Below are 18,921 nucleotides of genomic sequence, written 5' to 3' on the forward strand. Positions count from 1 at the left end.
GGTGGCCGCTTGCGGTACCCGGCCAGATGAAAACGAATCACAAACGACGCTTGCCGGGAATCGCTTAAGGTCCCCCGGCGAGCGTCTCTGTTATGCTGTCGCCCATTCGGTCGCAGCCAACGCAGAGAGGCCCCATGAAGCATCGTGTGTTTTCCACCCTAGTCGTGGCGTTGAGCCTGGCAGGTACCACCTTGCCAGCCGTCGCGCAGAGCGAAGCGCTGAAGAAGGCGCAGGAAGCAGCCGGTAAGGTTGACCTGACCAAATTCTTCAAGTCCAGTTCGGACGCCCGCAGCCAGAGCTTTTTCTTCGGCGACGTGCAGCAGCACCCGTTCACGGTGAATAAAGCCGGTCGCTACCGTTTTGCCAGCTCCACGCTGCCCGGCGAGTCGCAGGACTACAAGATCACCGCCAAGCTGCTCGATGCCAACGGCAACGTGCTGGCGCGTGGCTCGGGGCTCGGCAACAGCGGTGGCCTCGAGATGGAGCATCAACTGGAGCCGGGCGACTATACGCTGCAGGTTTCCGGACAGAAATTCGGCACGACCAAGACCGGCGGCAACAGTTTCAACGTGACCGTGGCCGAACTCGATGCCAGCGGCAATGTCGTCTCCAGCGACGAAGGCGGCGTGGATAACGGCGGCGGCATCATGTTCGGCGGGCCGGGCACCAGCGGTCGCACTACCGCCTTCGTCGATGGCAAGGACGAAGTCGCCACGCTGAGCGCACCGGGCCGCGAAGCAGCCAATGACGTGGCCGCGGCCGGTGCGGGAGCCACCGCGACTCAGGCCAACACCGGCGCCGCCGCGACGCCAGGCGCCGATGATCAGCAGACGATCGCGACGCAGGAAGCGCAGAGCCAGCCACGGGCCGGACGCCCGCCGGAGCCGCAGATGCCCGACGGCTTCGATGAAGTCGTGGCCGACATCCGTATCCTGCAGGAAGGTGAAGTATTGACCTTCAAGGTGGCTGACACGGGCACGGTTGCGGTGACGAGTTCGACTTTTCCGGGCAACGAAGGCACCTACCGCCTGCAGGCCAGGATTCTCGATGCCGACGGCAACACCGTCGCCAGCGACGAAGGCTCCATGGCCGACGGCGATTTCGATATCGAGACCGTTCTGCAGCCGGGTCAGTACACGGTCTGGGTCAAGGGGCAGCGCTTCGGATCGGCGATGAGTGCCGCCAATCGCTATACCCTTCGCGTGCAGCAGCTGGACGCCCAGTAAGCGCGATCTGGGCGACGATGACCCGGCGCCACGGCGCCGGGTTTTTCGTCTGTACCGGGCGTGGGTTCGTCCCGCTATCCGAGTTGGGCTATACTCGCACGCCGCTCATCTTCCTTTACGTTACCGACGAGACCTTTCATGTATCCGGTCGTTCGTTCCCTGCTGTTCCGGCTCGAGCCGGAGAGCGCTCATCGCCTCACGCTGAGCGCATTGGACGTCGCTCACCGCGTGCATCTGTCCGGTCTGCTCGGCGATACCGACACGAAGTCGACGCCGGCCGCGGTCATGGGGCTGACCTTTCCCAATCGGGTGGGATTGGCGGCGGGTCTGGACAAGAATGCCGATCATCTGGATGCCTTGGGTGCGCTCGGTTTCGGCTTCGTCGAAGTGGGCACGGTCACGCCCAAGCCGCAGCAGGGCAACCCGAAACCGCGCCTGTTCCGGCTGCCCGGCCCGCAGGCGATCATCAATCGCATGGGGTTCAACAACGCCGGCGTGGATCACCTCGTCGCCAATGTGCGCAAGAGCCGCTATCGCGGCGTGATCGGCATCAATATCGGCAAGAACCTGACCACGCCGGTGGAGCGGGCGGTCGACGATTATCTCGTCTGCCTGCGCAAGGCACACGCCGCGGCCCACTACGTCACGGTCAATATCTCCTCGCCCAATACGCCCGGGCTGCGCAACCTGCAGTTCGGCGAGCACCTCGATGGCTTGCTCAGCGCACTCAAGAGCGAAGTGACGCGCCTGGATGCGGAGCATGGACGGCGGGTGCCGCTGGCGGTCAAGATCGCCCCGGACATGACCCGTGACGAGATCGCGCTGGTGGCCAAGACGCTCGAGGCCAACGCGATCGATGGCGTGATCGCCACCAACACCACCGTTTCGCGGGAAAACGTGGCCGGTATGCCGCATGCCCACGAGGCGGGAGGGCTGTCCGGGGCGCCGCTGTTCGCGACCTCGACCGCAGTGGTAAGAGAGTTGCGTCGCCTGTTGCCGGATATGCCGATCGTCGGCGCCGGAGGCATCGACAGCGGCGTGCGGGCGAGCGAGAAGTGTCAGGCGGGGGCGGATCTGGTACAGCTCTATACCGGCTTCATCTATCGCGGGCCGGAGCTGATCGGCGAGTGTGTCAGGGCGACGCAGGGCGTCGGCGATAGCTGATCCGGAGGCCGCCGGAACGAAGACGAAAAAGGCCCGCCGTTGGCGAGCCTTGAGTGATGATGGTGATGATTGCAGCCTACGTCATCACCACGGGGTTCTTGTGGATGCCCGAAACACCCGTCATTCCGGCCCACTGGTCCCCGCGACCTTCACGCCAACCGCTCATCCAGTTTTCGCGCAGGTTGATGTCCTGGCTCGGGCATTCGTCGCGTGAGCGACCGGCGACCCCCGCCTTATAGCCGTGCAGATATGCCCGCTGGTTGCGATCACGTTTCTGTCGTTTCATCGTATGGCCTCTTGTCAGAACAAGTGCATCTCCGTTGGGACAAACACAGACTGCCGGGCGGTGTTCGATGGCCGCTCCAACAGACTGCCCGTGAAACCGTCCGGACAGGCTATACGCATGCGTTGTTTCGTAGCTACGTCTGTTAGCTTTAGCCGAAACGAGAAACGATGTCGATAAGCGTTTTGGCATAAGACCCGACTTCAAGTGCACCCATAGGAATATGACCGTCGTGCGACGATCCAGTGACGCCATCATGAAAGACGATAACTCTCTGTTGAGCCTTCATATCACCTGCCCTTGGGGTGTCGAGCCGCTGCTGGCCGAGGAGATCGCCGGCCTGGGTGCCGAGATACAAAAAACTACCGTTGCCGGACTGCATGCGCTGGCCGACCGGCAGACCGCGTATCGCATCTGCCTATGGTCGCGGCTGGCCAATCGCGTCATTCTGACCCTGGGGCGGGAGAGCAGGTGCGACGAGCCGGCGGCGATCGTCGAAGCGGTCAAGACACTACCCTGGGCCGATTTCCTGCGCGACGGCCGGACCCTGGCGGTCGATTTTCATGGCCAGTCGCCGACGATCCGGCATACCCGTTTCGGTGCCCAGGTGGTCAAGGACGGCGTGGTCGAGGCGATGCGTCAGGCCGGGCGCGAGCGACCGACGATCGAGCCGCGCCAGCCGGACGTACGTCTCTACGCGCATCTGCATCGGGGGCAACTGCTGGTGGGGATCGACCTGGCCGGCGCCAGCCTGCACCAGCGTGGCTACCGGCGCGACGGTGGACATGCGCCGCTCAAGGAGAATCTGGCGGCGGCGCTGTTGATGCGGGCGGACTGGCCGGCGCGGGCCAAGCGCGGCGAGCCGCTGGTCGATCCGATGTGCGGCGCCGGAACGCTGCTGATCGAGGCGGCGATGATCGCGGTCGACATCGCGCCGCAGCTCGACCGGGCGCATTTTGCGTTCGAGCGGCTGGCGGATTACGACGTGGCGGCCTGGCGCGAGCTGACCCGTGAAGCGAAGATCAGGGCCGATCTCGGCCGGCGGCGGGCGAAGTCCCGGTTCTGGGGATTCGACCAGAGCCCGCAGGCGATCGCCGCGGCCCGGAGCAACGCCATGCGTGCCGGCATTCCGGCGCTGATCACGCTGGCCGGCGGTGCGGTGAAGTCGCTAAAGCGTCCACCCGAGGCCGAGGGTGGCGGGCTGGTCATCACCAATCCGCCTTACGGCGAACGTCTCGGCGAATTGCCGGAGCTGGTCTCGCTCTACGCCGACCTCGGCGAACGCGTCAAACGCGAGTTCGGCGGCTGGACCCTGGCGCTGTTCACCGGTAACCCGGATCTGGGTCACCGCCTCGGGTTGCGGGCGCACAAGCAGTATGCGCTCAAGAACGGTCCGCTCGACTGCAAGCTGCTATTGGCCGATGTGTCGCGGCGCGAGGCGGATGATGCCGGCTCGACCGACGTCTCCTCGGCGCCGATGGAGGCGAGGCTGAGCGAGGGCGCGCGGATGTTCGCCAACCGCCTGCAGAAGAACCGCAAGCGGCTCAACAAGTGGCTCAAGCGGGCGGGAGAGCAGTGCTACCGACTGTATGATGCCGACATGCCGGAGTATGCCCTGGCGATCGATGTCTACGGACATCAAATCCACGTTCAGGAGTACGCGCCGCCGAAATCGGTCGATCCGGCCAAGGCGCAGCGGCGTCTGCTCGATGCCTTGAGCGCGATTCCGGTGGCGCTGGGCATTCGGCCGGAGCAGATCCACTACAAGCAGCGCGAGCGTCAGAGCGGCAAGGCGCAGTATCGCAAGCAGAGCGACAGCGGCGAGCGTTTCGTGGTCGAGGAAGGATCGGCTCGAGGAGCGCCGGCGAAATTCTGGGTCAATCTCAAGGATTATCTCGATACCGGACTGTTCCTGGATCACCGGCCGGTACGCCGCCTGCTGCGCGAGCGGGCGGCGGGCAAGCGCTTTCTCAATCTGTTCTGCTACACCGGCACGGCCACGGTGCATGCCGCCCTCGGCGGTGCCAGCGATAGTCTGAGCGTGGACCTCTCGAACACCTACCTCGACTGGGCACGGGACAACTTCGCCCTCAACAAGCTCGACCCCAGTCGTCATCGGGTGGTACGCGACGACTGCTTCCACTGGCTGGAGACGGCGGGCGGCAGCTTCGATCTGATCTTCCTCGACCCGCCGACCTTTTCCAATTCCAAGCGGATGGAGGGCACGCTGGACATTCAGCGCGATCACGCCCGCCTGGTCGCGCTGGCGATGGCACGGCTGGCACCGGCGGGAGAACTGATCTTCTCCAACAACCAGCAGCGCTTCAGCCTGGATTCGACATTGGAAGCGGCGTATCGGGTCGAGGAGATCACGGCACAGACTTACGACCCGGACTTCACCCGGCGGGCCAATCTGCACCACTGCTTCCGCATACGTCACCGCGATTGATGAAGACCGGCTGGGCTTCGTACGAAAAGTCGGCGGGCGCAGGCAGGTTTCGTACGAAGCCTAATCGAGTAGCGAAAGCTGGGCCACCGCCCGCTTGCCTTCGGGGCTGTCGTCGTCGGTCTCCAGCACCTTGCGGAAGCCCCTGGCCAGCTGGATATGGGAAAGGTCCTCGAGCCACAGCATGGCTTGCTCGTGGCTGTCGGCGACGGCGTGCTTGAGGCCACCGTACTGGGTACCGATCTGGCCCCAGGCGCGGCTGTAGATCCAGTCACCGAACATGTCCTGATGCAGATGCACCAGGACGTAGTCATGCTCACTTTCCCAACGAACGATCACGCGAACTCCTGCTGCGGTTGGCGCCCCCGGCTTGTCCGTGGCGGGTGGCAGGCCTAATATGGCTGCGCCGAGCGTGGCGTGGCATATCGGTGAGGCGCCGCTCGGTGCCAAGTGCCATTGTAAAGCAAGTCAGTGCTTGGCGCTGAATCGACAAGAGGGTTTCCATGCGCATCCTGGTGGATGAAAACGTCCCGCTGGCGGAAGAGTTCTTCGGCGAGTTGGGTGAGGTCACGCGCCAGCCCGGCCGTGAAATGACGGCTGCCAGCGTCCGCGATCACGATGTCCTGGTCGTGCGCTCGATCACGCGGGTCGACACGTCGCTGATCGACGGCTCCCGGCTCAAGTTCATCGGTACCTGTACCATCGGCACCGACCATGTCGATCTCGAGGCGCTGCACGAACGCGGCATCGGCTTTGCCAGCGCCCCGGGCAGCAATGCCGATTCGGTGGTCGACTATGTGTTGTCGAGCCTGTTGCTGCTGGCCGAGGAGGATGGCTTCTCGTTGAGCGGCAAGACGGTCGGCATCGTCGGCGCCGGCAACGTCGGTGGACGCCTGGCGGCGCGTCTCGACAATCTCGATGTCGAATGCCTGATCTGCGATCCGCCGCGGGCCGAGGCCGAGAATCGCGAGGATTTTCTCGATCTGGATATGCTGATCGAACGCGCCGACATCATCTGTCTGCACACACCGCTGGTCAGTGACGGTGAGCATGCCACCCATCACTTGATGAATCGGCAGCGTATCGAGGCGCTCAAGCCCGGCAGCGTGCTGATCAATGCCGGCCGTGGAGACTGTCTCGACGGCCAGGCGCTGCGCGAGCGGCTCGAGCGCGCCCACGACCTGCGTACGGTGCTCGACGTGTGGGAACACGAGCCCGGTATCGACGAGGCGCTGTACGAGCTGGTCGATATCGGCACGCCACATATCGCCGGCTACAGCGTCGACGGCAAGATGCTCGGCACCGAGATGATCTACCAGGCGGCGATGCGGCATTTCGGCCTACCGGCGCGCAAGAAGCTCGGTCAGCTCAAACCTGACCCGTGGCTGCGCAAGATCGTGCTGCATAGCTGGACGCCGCCGCTCGAGGCGCTGTCGCTGTGCGCCCGCGCCTGTTACGACGTGCGCCGGGACATGTTGGCGTTCGATCGTTATCGTCGTCGCCTGGGCATGGCGGCGGGTTTCGACGCCTACCGCCGCGAGTATCCGCCGCGGCGCGAGTTCCAGACCCTGCGGGTCGAACTCAAGAAGAACAAGGGCGGGCTGCGCGATGCGCTCGAAGGTTTCGGCTTCAGCGTCAAGCTGGGCAAGTGAAGCCGGCTCACGATCCGCTAAGGAAACACTGCATAAATGTCTGCGCAGGCGAATCGCTGCGTTGCGCGGTGCTCGAAGACTCGCCTAACCCCATGTTATGTCTCGCCTTCTGTGCTCCGTGTGCCTTGCGCTTCAGCCTGCTCGCCGATTTATTCAGCATTCCCCTAAAGCCCTTGTAAACGCTCTGGAGCGGCCAGCCCGGCCGGGATCGTGAACGGGGCCTGCATGGACGTCTCAGGCGCCCTGGCGTTCCTCGCTCGCGGCGTCCTGCTGTTTGAATTTGCGATGTCCATCCTCGCTGGTACCCAACTTCCAGTAGCTCGAAATGTACATTTCACGTTTGTCCACGCCGCGCTCATCGATCAGATGACGGCGCAGTTTGCGCATGGCGGAAAATTCGCAGGCGACCCAAATACCCGGCTTGCCCGGCAGCCACTCGGAGTCCTTCAGTGCGTTCAATAAATGCTCGCTGTCGCTGCCGGGATGCGGATTGATCAGCCAGTCGATGCGCATGCCTGGTGGCAGGTCGAAGGCTTGAATGTCCGCCTCGCTGGTGATCTCGATGATGGCACGGCCCTTGGCGTTCGCCGACAGGCGCTCCAGGTTGGCGCCGATCGCCGGCAGTGAGGTCATGTCGCCGATCAGCAGGTTCCAGTCGGCATCCTCGGGCAGACGTTTGACCGGCCCGGGGCCGGCGATCAGGATGGTGTCGCCGGGCTGCGCGTTCGCCGCCCAGGTCGAGGCCGGGCCGCCGTCTTCGTGGAGTACGAAATCCACGTCGATTTCGCCGTCGCGCTGGCTGCGAACGGTGTAGGTGCGCATGGTATTGCGTTCCTCACCGGGGCGGGGAAAGACCAACTTGATGTGGGCGCTGGGCTGGTCAGCGGGAAAGGTCGCCATGCTCTCTCCTCCCAGCGTCAGTCGCAGCATGTTTGGTGTGATCCGTTGGCGTGCCAGTACGGTGAACGGACGTGGTGGTGTCTTGGCCATGGTGAATTCCGATTAATGAAGGTTGTCGACCATCAAACGTGACAGACGTACGAAGGTCTCGAGATCGGCGGCATCGAGGCCGGCCGCTAGCCGCTGGTGGGCGTGGCGTTCGCTCTCATCGATTTGCTCCATGACGCCGTGGCCATGAGCCGTGAGAGCGAGTATCCGGCTGCGGCGATCTTCCGCGTGGGGGCGCTTGGCAATGATGCCGGCGTCGAGCAGGTCATGCAGTAGCCGGGTGATCTGGGCCTTGTCGCGCTGCGTGCGCTGGGCGATACGCTGGGCGGTGCACGGCGCCAGGCTACGAATCGCCTTGAGGGTGCGAATGTGGGAGACGGTCAGCGTCAGCCCCGCATCGGCATAGGCCTGGCGCAGGGCGCGCTTATAGGCATGCATCAATTGATGCAGGGATTCGCCGATGAGTGTGTCGGGCATGTCCGAGCCTTCGGTTGACAATGTCAACTAATTGAACGGCACTCTTCGCAGGAATGTCAACCATTCTCATCGAGATATTATGCTTCGTGCCGTTCGGCCCGTCAGCCGGTTCTCTACCACCGGAGAGAACGATTGAGGATTTTTCTCACGCCGGCTCAGGCAGGCGTGACGGCAGGCAGCGGCAGCACAACGGATACAGGATGAGAGCCAGCGCAATGCCCACCAACGGCGGAGCCCAGGGAGCGAACCAGGCGCATAGCGTCGCCAGCGCATAGGCGGCCAGGCCGGGAAGATGAAAGGCGGCCAGTTCGCTCTCCGCAAGCCGCGGGTAGCGTCCACGACGCTGGAACAGATAGTCGGCGATGATCACACCGCCCAGCGGTGGAATGCAGGTGCCCAGGGCGATCAAGAATGGCACCAGCAGGGCATCCATGCCGGCGATGGCCAGCAGCGTGCCGATTGCCGCGCCGCCGAGCGTGACCCAGCCGCGCTGGCGGGTGCGCAGCAGATTGCACCCCGCGGCGGCGAAGTTGTAGATGGTGTTGTCCTGCGTGGTCCACAGATTGAGAAACAGCATGGCCAGTCCGACGGCAGTCAACCCCTGCAGGATCAATACTTCGACGATATCCGGCTGGGCATAGACGAACGCACCGATGGCGCCGATCAGCACCATCAGTCCGTTGCCGATGAAGAATGCCAGCAGCGTTGCCGACACCGCCTGTCGCGGGGAGCGGGCGAAGCGACTCCAGTTGCTGGCCTGGGTGGCGCCGGAAACGAAAGTGCCGAAGATGATGGTGATTCCGGCGGCCCAGCCGAGGCTTTCCGTCGGCGAACGCGAGGCCAGCCCTTGCCAGCCGCCACCGTCGCGCCAGGCGATGACCATGCTGATCGCGATCAACACGGCCATCGCCGGCACCGCCACGTTGGATAGCAGCGCCAGTCCGCGATAACCGACGAACGCCGTAAGACAGAAACCGAAGCCGAACAGCACCATCAGCGGTAGCGCCCAGCCAGGCGAGAGATCCAGCGTCGACACCAGTACCTTGGCGATGGTTGCCACGCCCCAGGCATACCAGCCGACCTGGGTGATACCGAGCAGCAGGTCGGACAGCGCGCTGCCGCGTTCGCCCAGGGCGAAGCGCGCCATCAGCGCGGTACTGAGCCCCGAGCGGGCGGCGATCCAGGCGATCACGGCGGCGTAGACGCCCAGCAGCAGGTTGCCCACCAGGATCAGCGCCAGCAACTCCTCGAACGCGAAAGCCGCGCCGAGCTGCCCGCCGGCGAACATGGTCGCGGTGAAGAAGGTGAACCCGAGCAACAGCAGCGCGAGCGAAACATACGGCTTGCGCGCGTCATCGGGGACTTCGCTGAGCGGGTAATCGTTATCGGCTTGAGGAAGGGCCATGGCGGAGGGCCTCGAAAAGGTCGTTGATGGTTTTGACAAGCAAAGTGCGTGCCGTTGCCAGCTGGCGGGCATCGCCCCGGCCCGGGGCGAGAGCGCAGTCGACACCTGCACCAGCAAGGGGCGAACGGGATCGATCGGGCAAGAAAAACGCCCCGCGCGATTGCAAGGATCGGGCAGGGCGTTGGAGACTGCAGCGAGTGCGATCAGTCGCGATAAGCGGACTCTTTCAGCGCGCGGATGCGGTCGTCCAGCGGCGGGTGGCTGGCGAACAGCTTTTCCATGATCTTGCGCGTCTGGCCGGTGGTGATGGCGAATGCGGTGAGCGAATCCGGCATCTGGTCCGGCTGGTTGGTTTCGGCCTTCAGTCGCGAGAGTGCGTTGATCATCGCACCGGCGCCGGCGTATCTGGCACCAGCGGCATCGGCGCGATACTCGCGGAAGCGCGAGAACCAGGCGACGATGATCGAGGCGACCAGGCCAAACACGATCTCGGCGACGATCACCACCGCGAAATAGCCCATGAAGCCAAGACCGCCGCCATTGTCACGGCCACGCAGGAAGCCATCGACGACCTGGGCGACCACGCGGGCGAAGAATATCACGAAGGTGTTGAGCACGCCCTGGATCAGCGCCAGGGTGACCATGTCACCGTTGGCGACATGGCCGATCTCGTGGGCGAGCACTGCGCGCACTTCTTCGGGTCGCATGCGCTCCAGCAGCCCCTGGGAAACGGCGACGAGGGCGTCGTTCTTGTTCCAGCCGGTAGCGAAGGCGTTGGACTGCTGGGCCGGGAAGATCGCGACTTCCGGCATCTGGATGCCGGCCTGCTGCGAAAGCTCGCGTACCGTGTCGAGCAGCCATTGTTCAGTGGAATTGCCGGGCTGCTGGATCACCTTTGCCCGGGTGCTCATCTTCGCCATCCACTTGGAGATGAACAGTGATACCAGCGAACCTGCCATGCCGAACACGAAACTGAAGATCAGCAGGCCGTTCATGTTCATGCCGTTGGCATTGAGATAGGGCTCGACGCCCAGCAGTCGCAGCGTGACGCTGGCGACGAGTACCACCGCCAGATTGGTGGCCAGAAACAGGATGATTCGCATCATCGGTCATTACCCTCAGTCGTGGAAGCGTCAATCCCGCCCGAACGAGCCACCGTTCGGACGATTGTTCGTTTGCTATCGTTATCGCCCAGTAATCAGGTGGTTATGAACCGTTAGATACGACTTTCGCGAATAGGTTTCAAGGGGGAGGCCGACTGCGCGGTGCAACCCGTGGCCGGCCAGTCGACGCCTGCAGTCACTGACGATAGCGGGAAAGGAAGCGGCCGAATCGATCCAGCGCGTCGCCCAATTGATCGGCCCAAGGCAGGGTGACGATGCGGACATGGTCCGGGGTCGGCCAGTTGAAGGCGGTGCCCTGTACCAGCAGGATACGCTCCTGCAGCAGCAGATCGAGCACCATCTGCGCATCGTCGTGGATCGGGTAGACTTCCGGGTCGAGCCGTGGGAAGGCGTACAGCGCCCCCTTGGGCTTGACGCAGGAGACCCCGGGAATCGCGTTGAGCTTGTCGAAAACGACGTCGCGCTGGGCGAGCAGGCGGCCGCCAGGTAGGATCAGGTCGTTGATCGACTGATAGCCACCGAGGCCGGTCTGGATCGCGTGCTGAGCCGGTACGTTGGCGCATAGCCGCATCGACGCCAGCATGGTCAGGCCCTGGATGAAATCCTCGGCGTTCTGTTTGCCCTGTCCGCCGGAAAGAATCATCCAGCCGGAGCGGAAGCCGGCACAGCGATAGCTCTTGGAGAGGCCATTCATCGTCACGACGAGCTGATCGTCCTCTGCCAGCGCGCCGGTGGAAACGTGCTCGACGCCGTCATAGAGAATCTTGTCGTAGATCTCGTCGGAGAATACGACCAGTCCGTGCTGACGTGCGATCGCCAGCAGCTCCTTGACCACGGTCGGCGGATAGACCGCTCCGGTAGGATTGTTGGGATTGATCAGCACGATGGCGCGGGTACGCGAGGTGATCTTGTCGCGGACGTCTGCCAGATCCGGCGACCAGTCGGCATTCTCGTCGCACAGGTAATGCACGGCACGGCCGCTGGAAAGATTGGTCGCGGCCGTCCACAGCGGATAGTCCGGCGAAGGGATCAGTACCTCGTCGCCGTCATCCAGCAGCGCCTGCATCGCCATGACGATCAGCTCGGAGACGCCGTTGCCGATATAGATGTCCTCGACGCCGACGCCGGGAATGCCCTTGCGCTGGCACTCCTGCATGATCGCCTTGCGTGCCGAGTAGAGCCCCTTGGAGTCGCAGTAACCCTGTGCCGTCGGCAGATTGCGCATGACGTCCTGAAGGATCTCCTCAGGCGCTTCGAATCCGAAGGGCGCGGGATTGCCGATATTGAGTTTGAGAATGCGATGGCCTTCGTCCTCGAGCCGTTTGGCGTGATCGAGAACGGGCCCGCGAATGTCGTAGCAGACATTGTCGAGCTTGTGCGATTTCCGAATGGGGCTGTTCATGAGGGTTCCGTGTGCTGCACAGCCAAAGTGTCGGGCGGGTATGAGTCGGCGGGCTGCGTCGCCGATCCACAGCATACCGCCGCGGGGCGGCGGCGCAAGGGCCAGACGTCGGCGATCGTGGGCCAGACTGTATGGTGTCTCGGATCAGGTTTCCGCAGTGGGGGCGTCGTCCGCGGCCGGGGCGGGAATGTCCTCGGGCAGTTCGAGCGTCAATCGGCCCAGCTTGCCGTCGCGCAGTTCGTGCAGCAGTACCTCGGCGCCACGATGCAGGTTGATGACGCCGCCGGCCTTCAGGCCGCCGCGCTTGCGCGCGATCTCGCTCATGATCGCGTGGCCGTCGAAGCCGGCCCTGGCCTGCAGATCGATCAGCTTGGGTCCGTCGGCGTCGACCGCATCGGCATCCGTCGGCGGTGTATAAACGGGCAGATCATCGAGTTTATAGCGGCCGCGCAAGGCATCGGGATAGCGCTTGGCCAGCTCGGCGGCGCAGACGATGGCGACGTCGACATACTCGATCGCGGTATCGCGAATCGCGCCACTGGCGGCCAGGCGATAGGCGCTGGCCTGGTCCTCGATTTTCGGCCACAACACCCCGGGGGTATCGATCAGCGATACGCGGCCATCGATGCGGATCTTCTGCTGGCGCTTGGTCACCGCCGGCTCGTTGCCGGTCTTGGCGATCTTGCGCCCGGCCAGCCCGTTGATCAGGGTCGATTTCCCCACATTGGGAATGCCCATCACCATCACGCGGGCGTCGCGGTCGGCGCGCACCTGGCTGGCCAACTCGTGACACAGTGCGGGAATCCGCTTGAGTTCGCGGGCCTGGGTCGTGGTGACGGCCAGCGCGCGGCTGCCCGGCAGGGCGTCGAAGTGCTCGGTCCAGCGCTTCGTCGCCTCGGGATCGGCCAGGTCGGCGCGGGACAGAATCTTCAGCACCGGCTTGTGCTCGGTCAGGTCGGCCAGCATCGGGTTGCCGCTGGAGTAGGGCAGACGCGCATCGAGCACCTCGATCACGACGTCGATTTCCGGCAGCGCCTCGGTGATCTGGCGCCGTGCCTTGTTCATGTGTCCGGGATACCAGCCGAGCATGCTTTTCTCCTGCCTATCCTTCGAATCGTGCCGAACTCAACGTCAAGCGGGCGGCCATTCTAGCAGAATGGCCGCCCGCCCGAGCCGGGGAAAGAAGTACGGTTTCTTTAGTGCTGTTAAACGCGGCTCGTGCAGCCGCGGTATCGATGTTGACAGGCCTTGGCTACTCGCCGGCGTGGAAGGTGATCGCCACCGAGTTGATGCAGTAGCGCTGGCCGGTGGTTTCCGGCGGGCCGTCGGGGAAGACATGGCCCAGATGGGCGTCGCAACGGCGACAGGTGACCTCGATGCGGCGCATGCCATGGCTGGTGTCGAGATGCTCCTCCACCGAGGCATCGGCCAGTGGACGATCGAAACTCGGCCAGCCGCAATGCGCCTCGAACTTGTGTTCGTTCTCGAACAGCGGGGCACCGCAGCAGACGCAGTGATAGATGCCCTGTACCGGCTCGACCTGATAATCGCCGCTGAACGGGCGCTCGGTGCCTTTCTCGCGGGTGACGTGATACTGCTCGGGGGTGAGCTGTTCGCGCCACTCCGCCTCGCTCTTGTGTACCTTGCTCATGGTCGGTCTCCTCATGCATCGACACGCTGCCTGCATTACAGGCCATTTGGTGCTTGCTGACCAGTCCCGATTGGTCCCGGGTGAATATCGGTGAAATCAGTCGCTTGACACCCCAAAATGGCCCCAGTACTATACGCGCCACCTCGACGGAGACGAGACATTGCGTCCCATTCGTCTAGTGGTCCAGGACACCGCCCTTTCACGGCGGTAACAGGGGTTCGAACCCCCTATGGGACGCCACTCGACTTCTTCGAAGGCATGGTGCGGGAATAGCTCAGTGGTAGAGCATCGCCTTGCCAAGGCGAGGGTCGCGAGTTCGAATCTCGTTTCCCGCTCCAATTTTAGCGGTACAGGATCGGTATCCGAGGGTCGCGAGCTGGAACGCCAGCCCGGTCGAATCTCGTTTCCCGCTCCAATTTAGCGGTACAGGATCGGTATCCGAGAGTCGCGAGCTGGAACGCCAGCCCGGTCGAATCTCGTTTTTCCGCTCCGACAAATGCGTCCCATTCGTCTAGTGGTCCAGGACACCGCCCTTTCACGGCGGTAACAGGGGTTCGAACCCCCTATGGGACGCCACTTTCATGGCGCTTGCCATGTCGTCGCGGTCCTTCAGTACCCGGGCTTCGACAACGATAAGCGGGAATAGCTCAGTGGTAGAGCATCGCCTTGCCAAGGCGAGGGTCGGGAGTTCGAATCTCCTTTCCCGCTCCATATCGTGAATTTCTGGAACGGTAGGCGAGGGTCGTGAGCTGGAACGCCAGCCCGGTCGATCTCCTTTCCCGCTCCATATCGTGACTTCTTTTTGCGTCCCATTCGTCTAGTGGTCCAGGACACCGCCCTTTCACGGCGGTAACAGGGGTTCGAACCCCCTATGGGACGCCACTTCCGCTGTTTCTCACTGCGATACCGGGCGTCGAAGCTTTCGGTCACATTAGCGACCCCTTCGTCTGCTAAAGATTGAATCGCAATGAATCGCCCCCATATTGGCCGGCACTTCTTTCATTCGTAGCGCGTTACATCGTATCGCGTCGTATCACGAACCTGACAGGAATCCCAGATGGCGGAACCGGCACTGTCCATCCGCGGGCTGACCAAAGTCTACGGTAATGGTTTCGAGGCCCTGAAAGGCATTGATCTCGATGTCGCTCAGGGCGATTTTTTTGCACTGCTCGGCCCCAACGGGGCGGGGAAATCCACCACGCTCGGCATCGTCTGTTCGCTGGTCCAGAAGACCGCGGGGCAGGTGAAGATCTTCGGTATCGATATCGACCAGGATTTCGCCAGGGCCAAGTACCACCTGGGTGTGGTGCCGCAGGAGTTCAACTTCAGCCAGTTCGAGAAGGTCGAGGACATCATCCTGACCCAAGCGGGCTACTACGGCATGCCGATGAAGGAGGCCAAGCCGCGTTGCGAACGCCTGCTCAAGGACCTCGGCCTGTGGGACAAGCGCAGTGGCGCCGCGCGGATGCTCTCCGGTGGCATGAAACGCCGGCTGATGATTGCCCGCGCGCTGATTCATCGCCCGCGCCTGCTGATTCTCGACGAACCCACCGCTGGCGTGGATATCGAGCTGCGTCGCAGCATGTGGGAGTACATGCGCCGGATCAACCAGGAAGAGGGCACCTCGATCATCCTCACCACGCACTATCTCGAGGAAGCCGAAAGCCTGTGCCGCAATATCGCGATCATCAATCGCGGCGAGATCGTCAAGAACACCTCGATACGCGAGCTTCTTACCGAACTCGATACCGAAACCTTCCTGCTCGATCTCGCCGAGCCGGTCGACGCGGTGCCCCAGGTCGAGGGGTTCGAGGTCGAGCACATCGATGCGCGCCAGTTGGCGTTGTCGGTACGCAAGGGCAGCGATCTCAACGACGCCTTCCGGCAGCTCTCCGAGCGGGGAGTGCGGGTCGTCTCGATGCGTAACCGCGCCAATCGTCTGGAAGAGCTGTTCGTCTCGATGACCTCTCAGCCCAATGCCGCCAAAGGCATCGACAGCGCATCCCGGGAATCGATCCAGGTCAAGGAGACGGCGTCTTGAACACCCGCCAACTGCTGATTTCGCTCTGGACCATGGTGGTCAAGGAAGTGCGCCGCTTCGTGCGGATCTGGCCGCAGACGCTGGTGCCGCCGTCGATCACCATGACGATGTACTTCATCATCTTCGGCAACCTGATCGGTTCCCGCGTCGGCGAAATGCACGGCATCTCGTACATGTCGTACATCGTGCCCGGGCTGATCATGATGTCCGTGATCACCAACAGCTATTCCAATGTCGCTTCGTCGTTCTTCTCCAACAAGTTCCAGCGCAGCGTGGAGGAGATGATGGTCTCGCCGATGCCCAATTGGGTGATCCTGGCCGGTTTCGTCATCGGTGGCGCGGCACGGGGGCTTGGCGTCGGGCTGATCGTCACGCTGGTATCGCTGTTCTTCACCGATCTCAGCATTCATCATCCCTTGATGACGCTCGCGGTGGTGGTGATGACGGCGTTGCTATTCTCGATCGGTGGTTTCGTCAATGCGCTGCTGGCCAAGAAGTTCGACGATATTTCGATCGTGCCGATCTTCGTGTTGACTCCGCTGACCTACCTCGGTGGCGTGTTCTATTCGATCGACCTGCTGCCGGATTTCTGGCAGAGCGTGTCGATGGTCAACCCGATTCTGTATATGGTGAATGCCTTCCGCTATGGCATTCTCGGTATTTCCGATATTCCGGTGGCCGGTGCCTTGATTGCCATCGCGGCATTCATTCTGGCGTTCTGGTTCCTGGCGCTGTGGATGCTCAACCATGGCAAGGGGATTCGTACGTGAACCAGGACCGTCCGGACACGTTGGCCAATGCCCCGCTCGGGCGGGAATCCGCCTATCCCGAGCGCTACGACCCGTCGCTGCTGTTTCCGATCGCTCGCGCGGCCAACCGGGCGCCACTGGGGCTTGTCGACACCGCGTTGCCGTTCATCGGCGAGGACGAATGGTGGGCCTTCGAGCTTTCCTGGCTTGATCCGCGTGGCAAGCCGGTGGTCGCCGTGGCGCGCTTCCGGCTGCCGGCGGATTCGCCCAGGTTGATCGAGTCCAAGTCGTGGAAGCTCTACCTCAATAGCTTCAACCAGACGAACTTCGCCGATCGCCAGGCGGTGGTCGAGCATCTCGAGCGGGATCTCGGCGCGGCGGCCGGAGCGCCAGTCACCGTGGAGCTGTTCGGTGTCGATGACGCCTCGCTGGCGCCCCAGCCGATGCCCGGAGAGTGTCTCGACGAGCTCGAGGTCGATATCGATCGCTATACGCCAGCACCGGAACTGCTTATCTGCGATGGCACCGAAGTCGTCGAAGAGACGCTGCACTCCCATCTGCTCAAATCGAATTGTCCGGTGACCGGCCAACCCGACTGGGGCAGCGTGCTGATCGCCTACAAAGGGCCACGCGTCGACCGTGCCGCGCTGTTGCGCTACGTGATCTCCTACCGTCAGCATCAGGATTTCCACGAGCACTGTGTCGAGCACATCTTCGTTGACCTGATGGCGCGCTGCCGTCCGCAAGAGCTTCTGGTGATGGCGCGCTACGTGCGCCGTGGCGGCCTGGATATCAACCCGTGGCGCGCCACCCCGGGTTGGACTTCGGAGTTGCCCGTACGATTGCTGCGGCAATAGGGGTTTTCCCGTAGAGTCGGGTAACTACCAAAGGGATTCAGGGTTTGCGAAGGAGTTATTCATGGATGCCATGACACTACTGCATGAGCGCCGCTCGATGGGTAAGCTAACCGGCCCGGCACCCACCGCCGAGCAGTTGGACGCACTCTACCGCGCCGCATTGCGTGCTCCGGATCACAAAGAGATGACGCCGTACCGGTTCATCGAAATCAGCGGAGAAGGGCTCGATCGGCTGGGTGAGCTTTTCGCCCAGTCCGATTACCAGGCCAATCCGCATATCGACGACGGCAGCCTGGACGCCGCCCGCAAGAAACCCAAGCGTGCGCCGATGATCATCGCCGTGATCGCCAGGATCACCCCCGACCTGCCCAAGGTACCGCCAATCGAGCAAGTCATTTCCGCCGGCTGTGCCGCCCAGGCGATGCTCTACGCCGCCTATGCCCAAGGGCTGGGAGCAATGTGGCGCACCGGCACCTATGCGCATGACAGGACCGTCTGGCGTGGTCTCGGACTCGACGAGCATGAAGAACTGATCGGCTATCTCTACCTCGGCCAGGTGGGAGGTCGTTATCCGGATGCTCCGGCGCGTGATCCGAAGGACTTCGTCGAGCACTGGAACTGATCTCGATGATTAAGGCGACAAAAGGAAAAATGGCTTGCCATCACGGAGTTAGCTCGCTACCATGTGCGCCGTTCTGAACGCAGACGCCCATCCGCTGCGAACGGGATGACAATGCGGAGAGGTGTCCGAGTGGTCGAAGGAGCACGCCTGGAAAGTGTGTAAGTCGAAAGGCTTCGAGGGTTCGAATCCCTCCCTCTCCGCCATAGTATTCTGAGAAAAACCGGCTCAAGTGGCCGGTTTTTTCATGGCTGGAGAAAACCTCCGGAGAGGGACGCGGATGGGAACCCTCCGGTTCGCACCGAGGCACCAGAACTCGATCTACCGCAACTTTTTAATTTCCAACCGATTAATGAGTCAATTCAGCCTCTTGATTGTCGCGGTCTGGCCGATAATGCAGTGGGGTAAAACCCCTGCGTACTTACCCGGCCTACGGGCCGGGGTTTTTTGATTCCGAATCGATTCCAGCAGCACTTGCAGTTCCCCGCGTCGCCACGCTAGGCAATTTTCTGTGATGCCACTACCAGCCGCCTTCACGAATACTCATAGGGAGAGCTCAAACGGAAAAATGGGCTGCTGTCGCCGAACACGAATAATGATTCAGGCCCTCGAACGCCGTGATGTGCCGGCGCTCGTTGCGGCGCTGAGCATACATTTGGAACATGCCTGGGTCCGCGTTCGCGATGTCGTGTGACCCTACAGTCGATGTCGAAAAATAGTTTATAGAATAAGCAATTTTAATGCTCCAGTTGAAATTTTAATTTAATCCAAGTTTGTAAGATATCTCGTACGCGAAATAAAGGTACTTTAAGCTGTTGATTCCCTCTTCGAAACGCTATGCTACCCTTTCGTTGTAGATCCTTGAAGTGGACCCCAT

The 18,921-nt window shown here is 62.4% G+C and carries 17 protein-coding genes and 6 tRNA genes; 14 read left to right on the forward strand and 9 right to left on the reverse strand.

Annotated features, from left to right (window positions below; all coding sequences use genetic code 11):
* Window positions 1-134 precede the first annotated feature (134 nt).
* Window positions 135-1,226 (forward strand): hypothetical protein, encoded by a 1,092-nt coding sequence (locus tag DOM57_RS01395; protein WP_110647447.1) that lies wholly within the window; start codon window positions 135-137, stop codon window positions 1,224-1,226.
* Between the two features lie 138 nt (window positions 1,227-1,364).
* Window positions 1,365-2,390 carry a quinone-dependent dihydroorotate dehydrogenase gene (locus DOM57_RS01400; protein WP_110647448.1) on the forward strand — a complete coding sequence of 342 codons (1,026 nt, stop codon included), beginning with the start codon at window positions 1,365-1,367 and terminating at the stop codon, window positions 2,388-2,390.
* Between the two features lie 76 nt (window positions 2,391-2,466).
* Here DOM57_RS01400 and rmf read toward each other — a convergent pair whose 3' ends face one another.
* Window positions 2,467-2,676 carry a ribosome modulation factor gene (gene rmf, locus DOM57_RS01405; RefSeq protein ID WP_110647449.1) on the reverse strand — a complete coding sequence of 70 codons (210 nt, stop codon included), beginning with the start codon at window positions 2,674-2,676 and terminating at the stop codon, window positions 2,467-2,469.
* A gap of 253 nt (window positions 2,677-2,929) precedes the next feature.
* Here rmf and rlmKL point away from each other — a divergent pair, with 253 nt between their 5' ends.
* Window positions 2,930-5,122, forward strand: a complete 2,193-nt coding sequence (rlmKL, locus tag DOM57_RS01410; protein ID WP_239496069.1) for a bifunctional 23S rRNA (guanine(2069)-N(7))-methyltransferase RlmK/23S rRNA (guanine(2445)-N(2))-methyltransferase RlmL — start codon at window positions 2,930-2,932, stop codon at window positions 5,120-5,122.
* Window positions 5,123-5,182: 60 nt separating this feature from the next.
* On the opposite strand, the gene DOM57_RS01415 is transcribed toward rlmKL, so the two are convergent.
* The gene (locus DOM57_RS01415) at window positions 5,183-5,458 is read right to left on the reverse strand and encodes a WGR domain-containing protein (RefSeq protein ID WP_110647451.1); all 276 of its coding nucleotides are present in this window, start codon (window positions 5,456-5,458) and stop codon (window positions 5,183-5,185) included.
* Window positions 5,459-5,622: 164 nt separating this feature from the next.
* On the opposite strand from DOM57_RS01415, the gene pdxB reads away from it, so the two are divergent.
* A complete protein-coding gene (gene pdxB / locus DOM57_RS01420) occupies window positions 5,623-6,771 on the forward strand; it encodes a 4-phosphoerythronate dehydrogenase PdxB (RefSeq protein WP_110647452.1) in 1,149 nt (382 codons plus the stop codon).
* A 234-nt stretch (window positions 6,772-7,005) separates the two neighbouring features.
* Here the strand turns inward: pdxB and DOM57_RS01430 are convergent, their stop codons facing one another.
* From DOM57_RS01430 to msrB, 7 genes are all read right to left on the reverse strand, one after another.
* The gene (locus tag DOM57_RS01430) at window positions 7,006-7,761 is read right to left on the reverse strand and encodes a siderophore-interacting protein (protein ID WP_110647453.1); all 756 of its coding nucleotides are present in this window, start codon (window positions 7,759-7,761) and stop codon (window positions 7,006-7,008) included.
* 12 nt (window positions 7,762-7,773) lie between these two features.
* The gene (locus tag DOM57_RS01435; RefSeq protein ID WP_110647454.1) at window positions 7,774-8,196 is read right to left on the reverse strand and encodes a MarR family winged helix-turn-helix transcriptional regulator; all 423 of its coding nucleotides are present in this window, start codon (window positions 8,194-8,196) and stop codon (window positions 7,774-7,776) included.
* A gap of 145 nt (window positions 8,197-8,341) precedes the next feature.
* Window positions 8,342-9,601, reverse strand: coding sequence for a cytosine permease (gene codB, locus DOM57_RS01440; RefSeq protein WP_110647455.1), 1,260 nt, complete (start codon window positions 9,599-9,601; stop codon window positions 8,342-8,344).
* Between the two features lie 203 nt (window positions 9,602-9,804).
* A complete protein-coding gene (gene htpX / locus DOM57_RS01445; RefSeq protein WP_110647456.1) occupies window positions 9,805-10,707 on the reverse strand; it encodes a protease HtpX in 903 nt (300 codons plus the stop codon).
* Between the two features lie 193 nt (window positions 10,708-10,900).
* Window positions 10,901-12,127, reverse strand: a complete 1,227-nt coding sequence (locus DOM57_RS01450) for a pyridoxal phosphate-dependent aminotransferase (RefSeq protein WP_110647457.1) — start codon at window positions 12,125-12,127, stop codon at window positions 10,901-10,903.
* A gap of 144 nt (window positions 12,128-12,271) precedes the next feature.
* Window positions 12,272-13,216, reverse strand: coding sequence for a ribosome biogenesis GTPase YlqF (gene ylqF, locus DOM57_RS01455; RefSeq protein ID WP_110647458.1), 945 nt, complete (start codon window positions 13,214-13,216; stop codon window positions 12,272-12,274).
* 163 nt (window positions 13,217-13,379) lie between these two features.
* Window positions 13,380-13,778, reverse strand: coding sequence for a peptide-methionine (R)-S-oxide reductase MsrB (gene msrB / locus DOM57_RS01460; protein ID WP_110647459.1), 399 nt, complete (start codon window positions 13,776-13,778; stop codon window positions 13,380-13,382).
* A gap of 164 nt (window positions 13,779-13,942) precedes the next feature.
* Between msrB and DOM57_RS01465 the strand changes: the two genes are divergently transcribed.
* The 10 genes from DOM57_RS01465 (at window position 13,943) to DOM57_RS01510 (ending at window position 18,250) form a co-directional block, all read left to right on the forward strand.
* A tRNA-Glu gene (locus tag DOM57_RS01465) sits at window positions 13,943-14,018 on the forward strand.
* 23 nt (window positions 14,019-14,041) lie between these two features.
* Window positions 14,042-14,116, forward strand: a tRNA-Gly gene (locus DOM57_RS01470).
* A gap of 162 nt (window positions 14,117-14,278) precedes the next feature.
* Window positions 14,279-14,354: transfer RNA gene (locus tag DOM57_RS01475), tRNA-Glu, on the forward strand.
* Between the two features lie 60 nt (window positions 14,355-14,414).
* A tRNA-Gly gene (locus tag DOM57_RS01480) sits at window positions 14,415-14,489 on the forward strand.
* Window positions 14,490-14,584: 95 nt separating this feature from the next.
* Window positions 14,585-14,660 (forward strand) — tRNA-Glu (locus tag DOM57_RS01485).
* Window positions 14,661-14,835: 175 nt separating this feature from the next.
* Window positions 14,836-15,819, forward strand: a complete 984-nt coding sequence (locus DOM57_RS01490) for an ABC transporter ATP-binding protein (protein ID WP_110647460.1) — start codon at window positions 14,836-14,838, stop codon at window positions 15,817-15,819.
* Window positions 15,816-16,589: an ABC transporter permease gene (locus tag DOM57_RS01495; protein WP_110647461.1), complete on the forward strand. Its 774-nt coding sequence runs from the start codon at window positions 15,816-15,818 to the stop codon at window positions 16,587-16,589. The genes DOM57_RS01490 and DOM57_RS01495 overlap by 4 nt, the downstream gene beginning before the upstream one ends.
* Window positions 16,586-17,425 (forward strand): NADPH-dependent 7-cyano-7-deazaguanine reductase QueF, encoded by an 840-nt coding sequence (gene queF, locus DOM57_RS01500; protein ID WP_110647462.1) that lies wholly within the window; start codon window positions 16,586-16,588, stop codon window positions 17,423-17,425. Before DOM57_RS01495 ends, queF begins: the two co-directional genes overlap by 4 nt.
* Before the next feature lie 61 nt (window positions 17,426-17,486).
* Entirely contained in the window at window positions 17,487-18,047 is a 561-nt protein-coding gene (locus DOM57_RS01505; RefSeq protein ID WP_110647463.1) for a nitroreductase family protein, read from the forward strand.
* 115 nt (window positions 18,048-18,162) lie between these two features.
* Window positions 18,163-18,250 (forward strand) — tRNA-Ser (locus DOM57_RS01510).
* The last annotated feature ends 671 nt before the right edge of the window (window positions 18,251-18,921 follow it).

This window comes from Salinicola peritrichatus (assembly GCF_003206715.1).
Lineage (GTDB): Bacteria > Pseudomonadota > Gammaproteobacteria > Pseudomonadales > Halomonadaceae > Salinicola > Salinicola peritrichatus.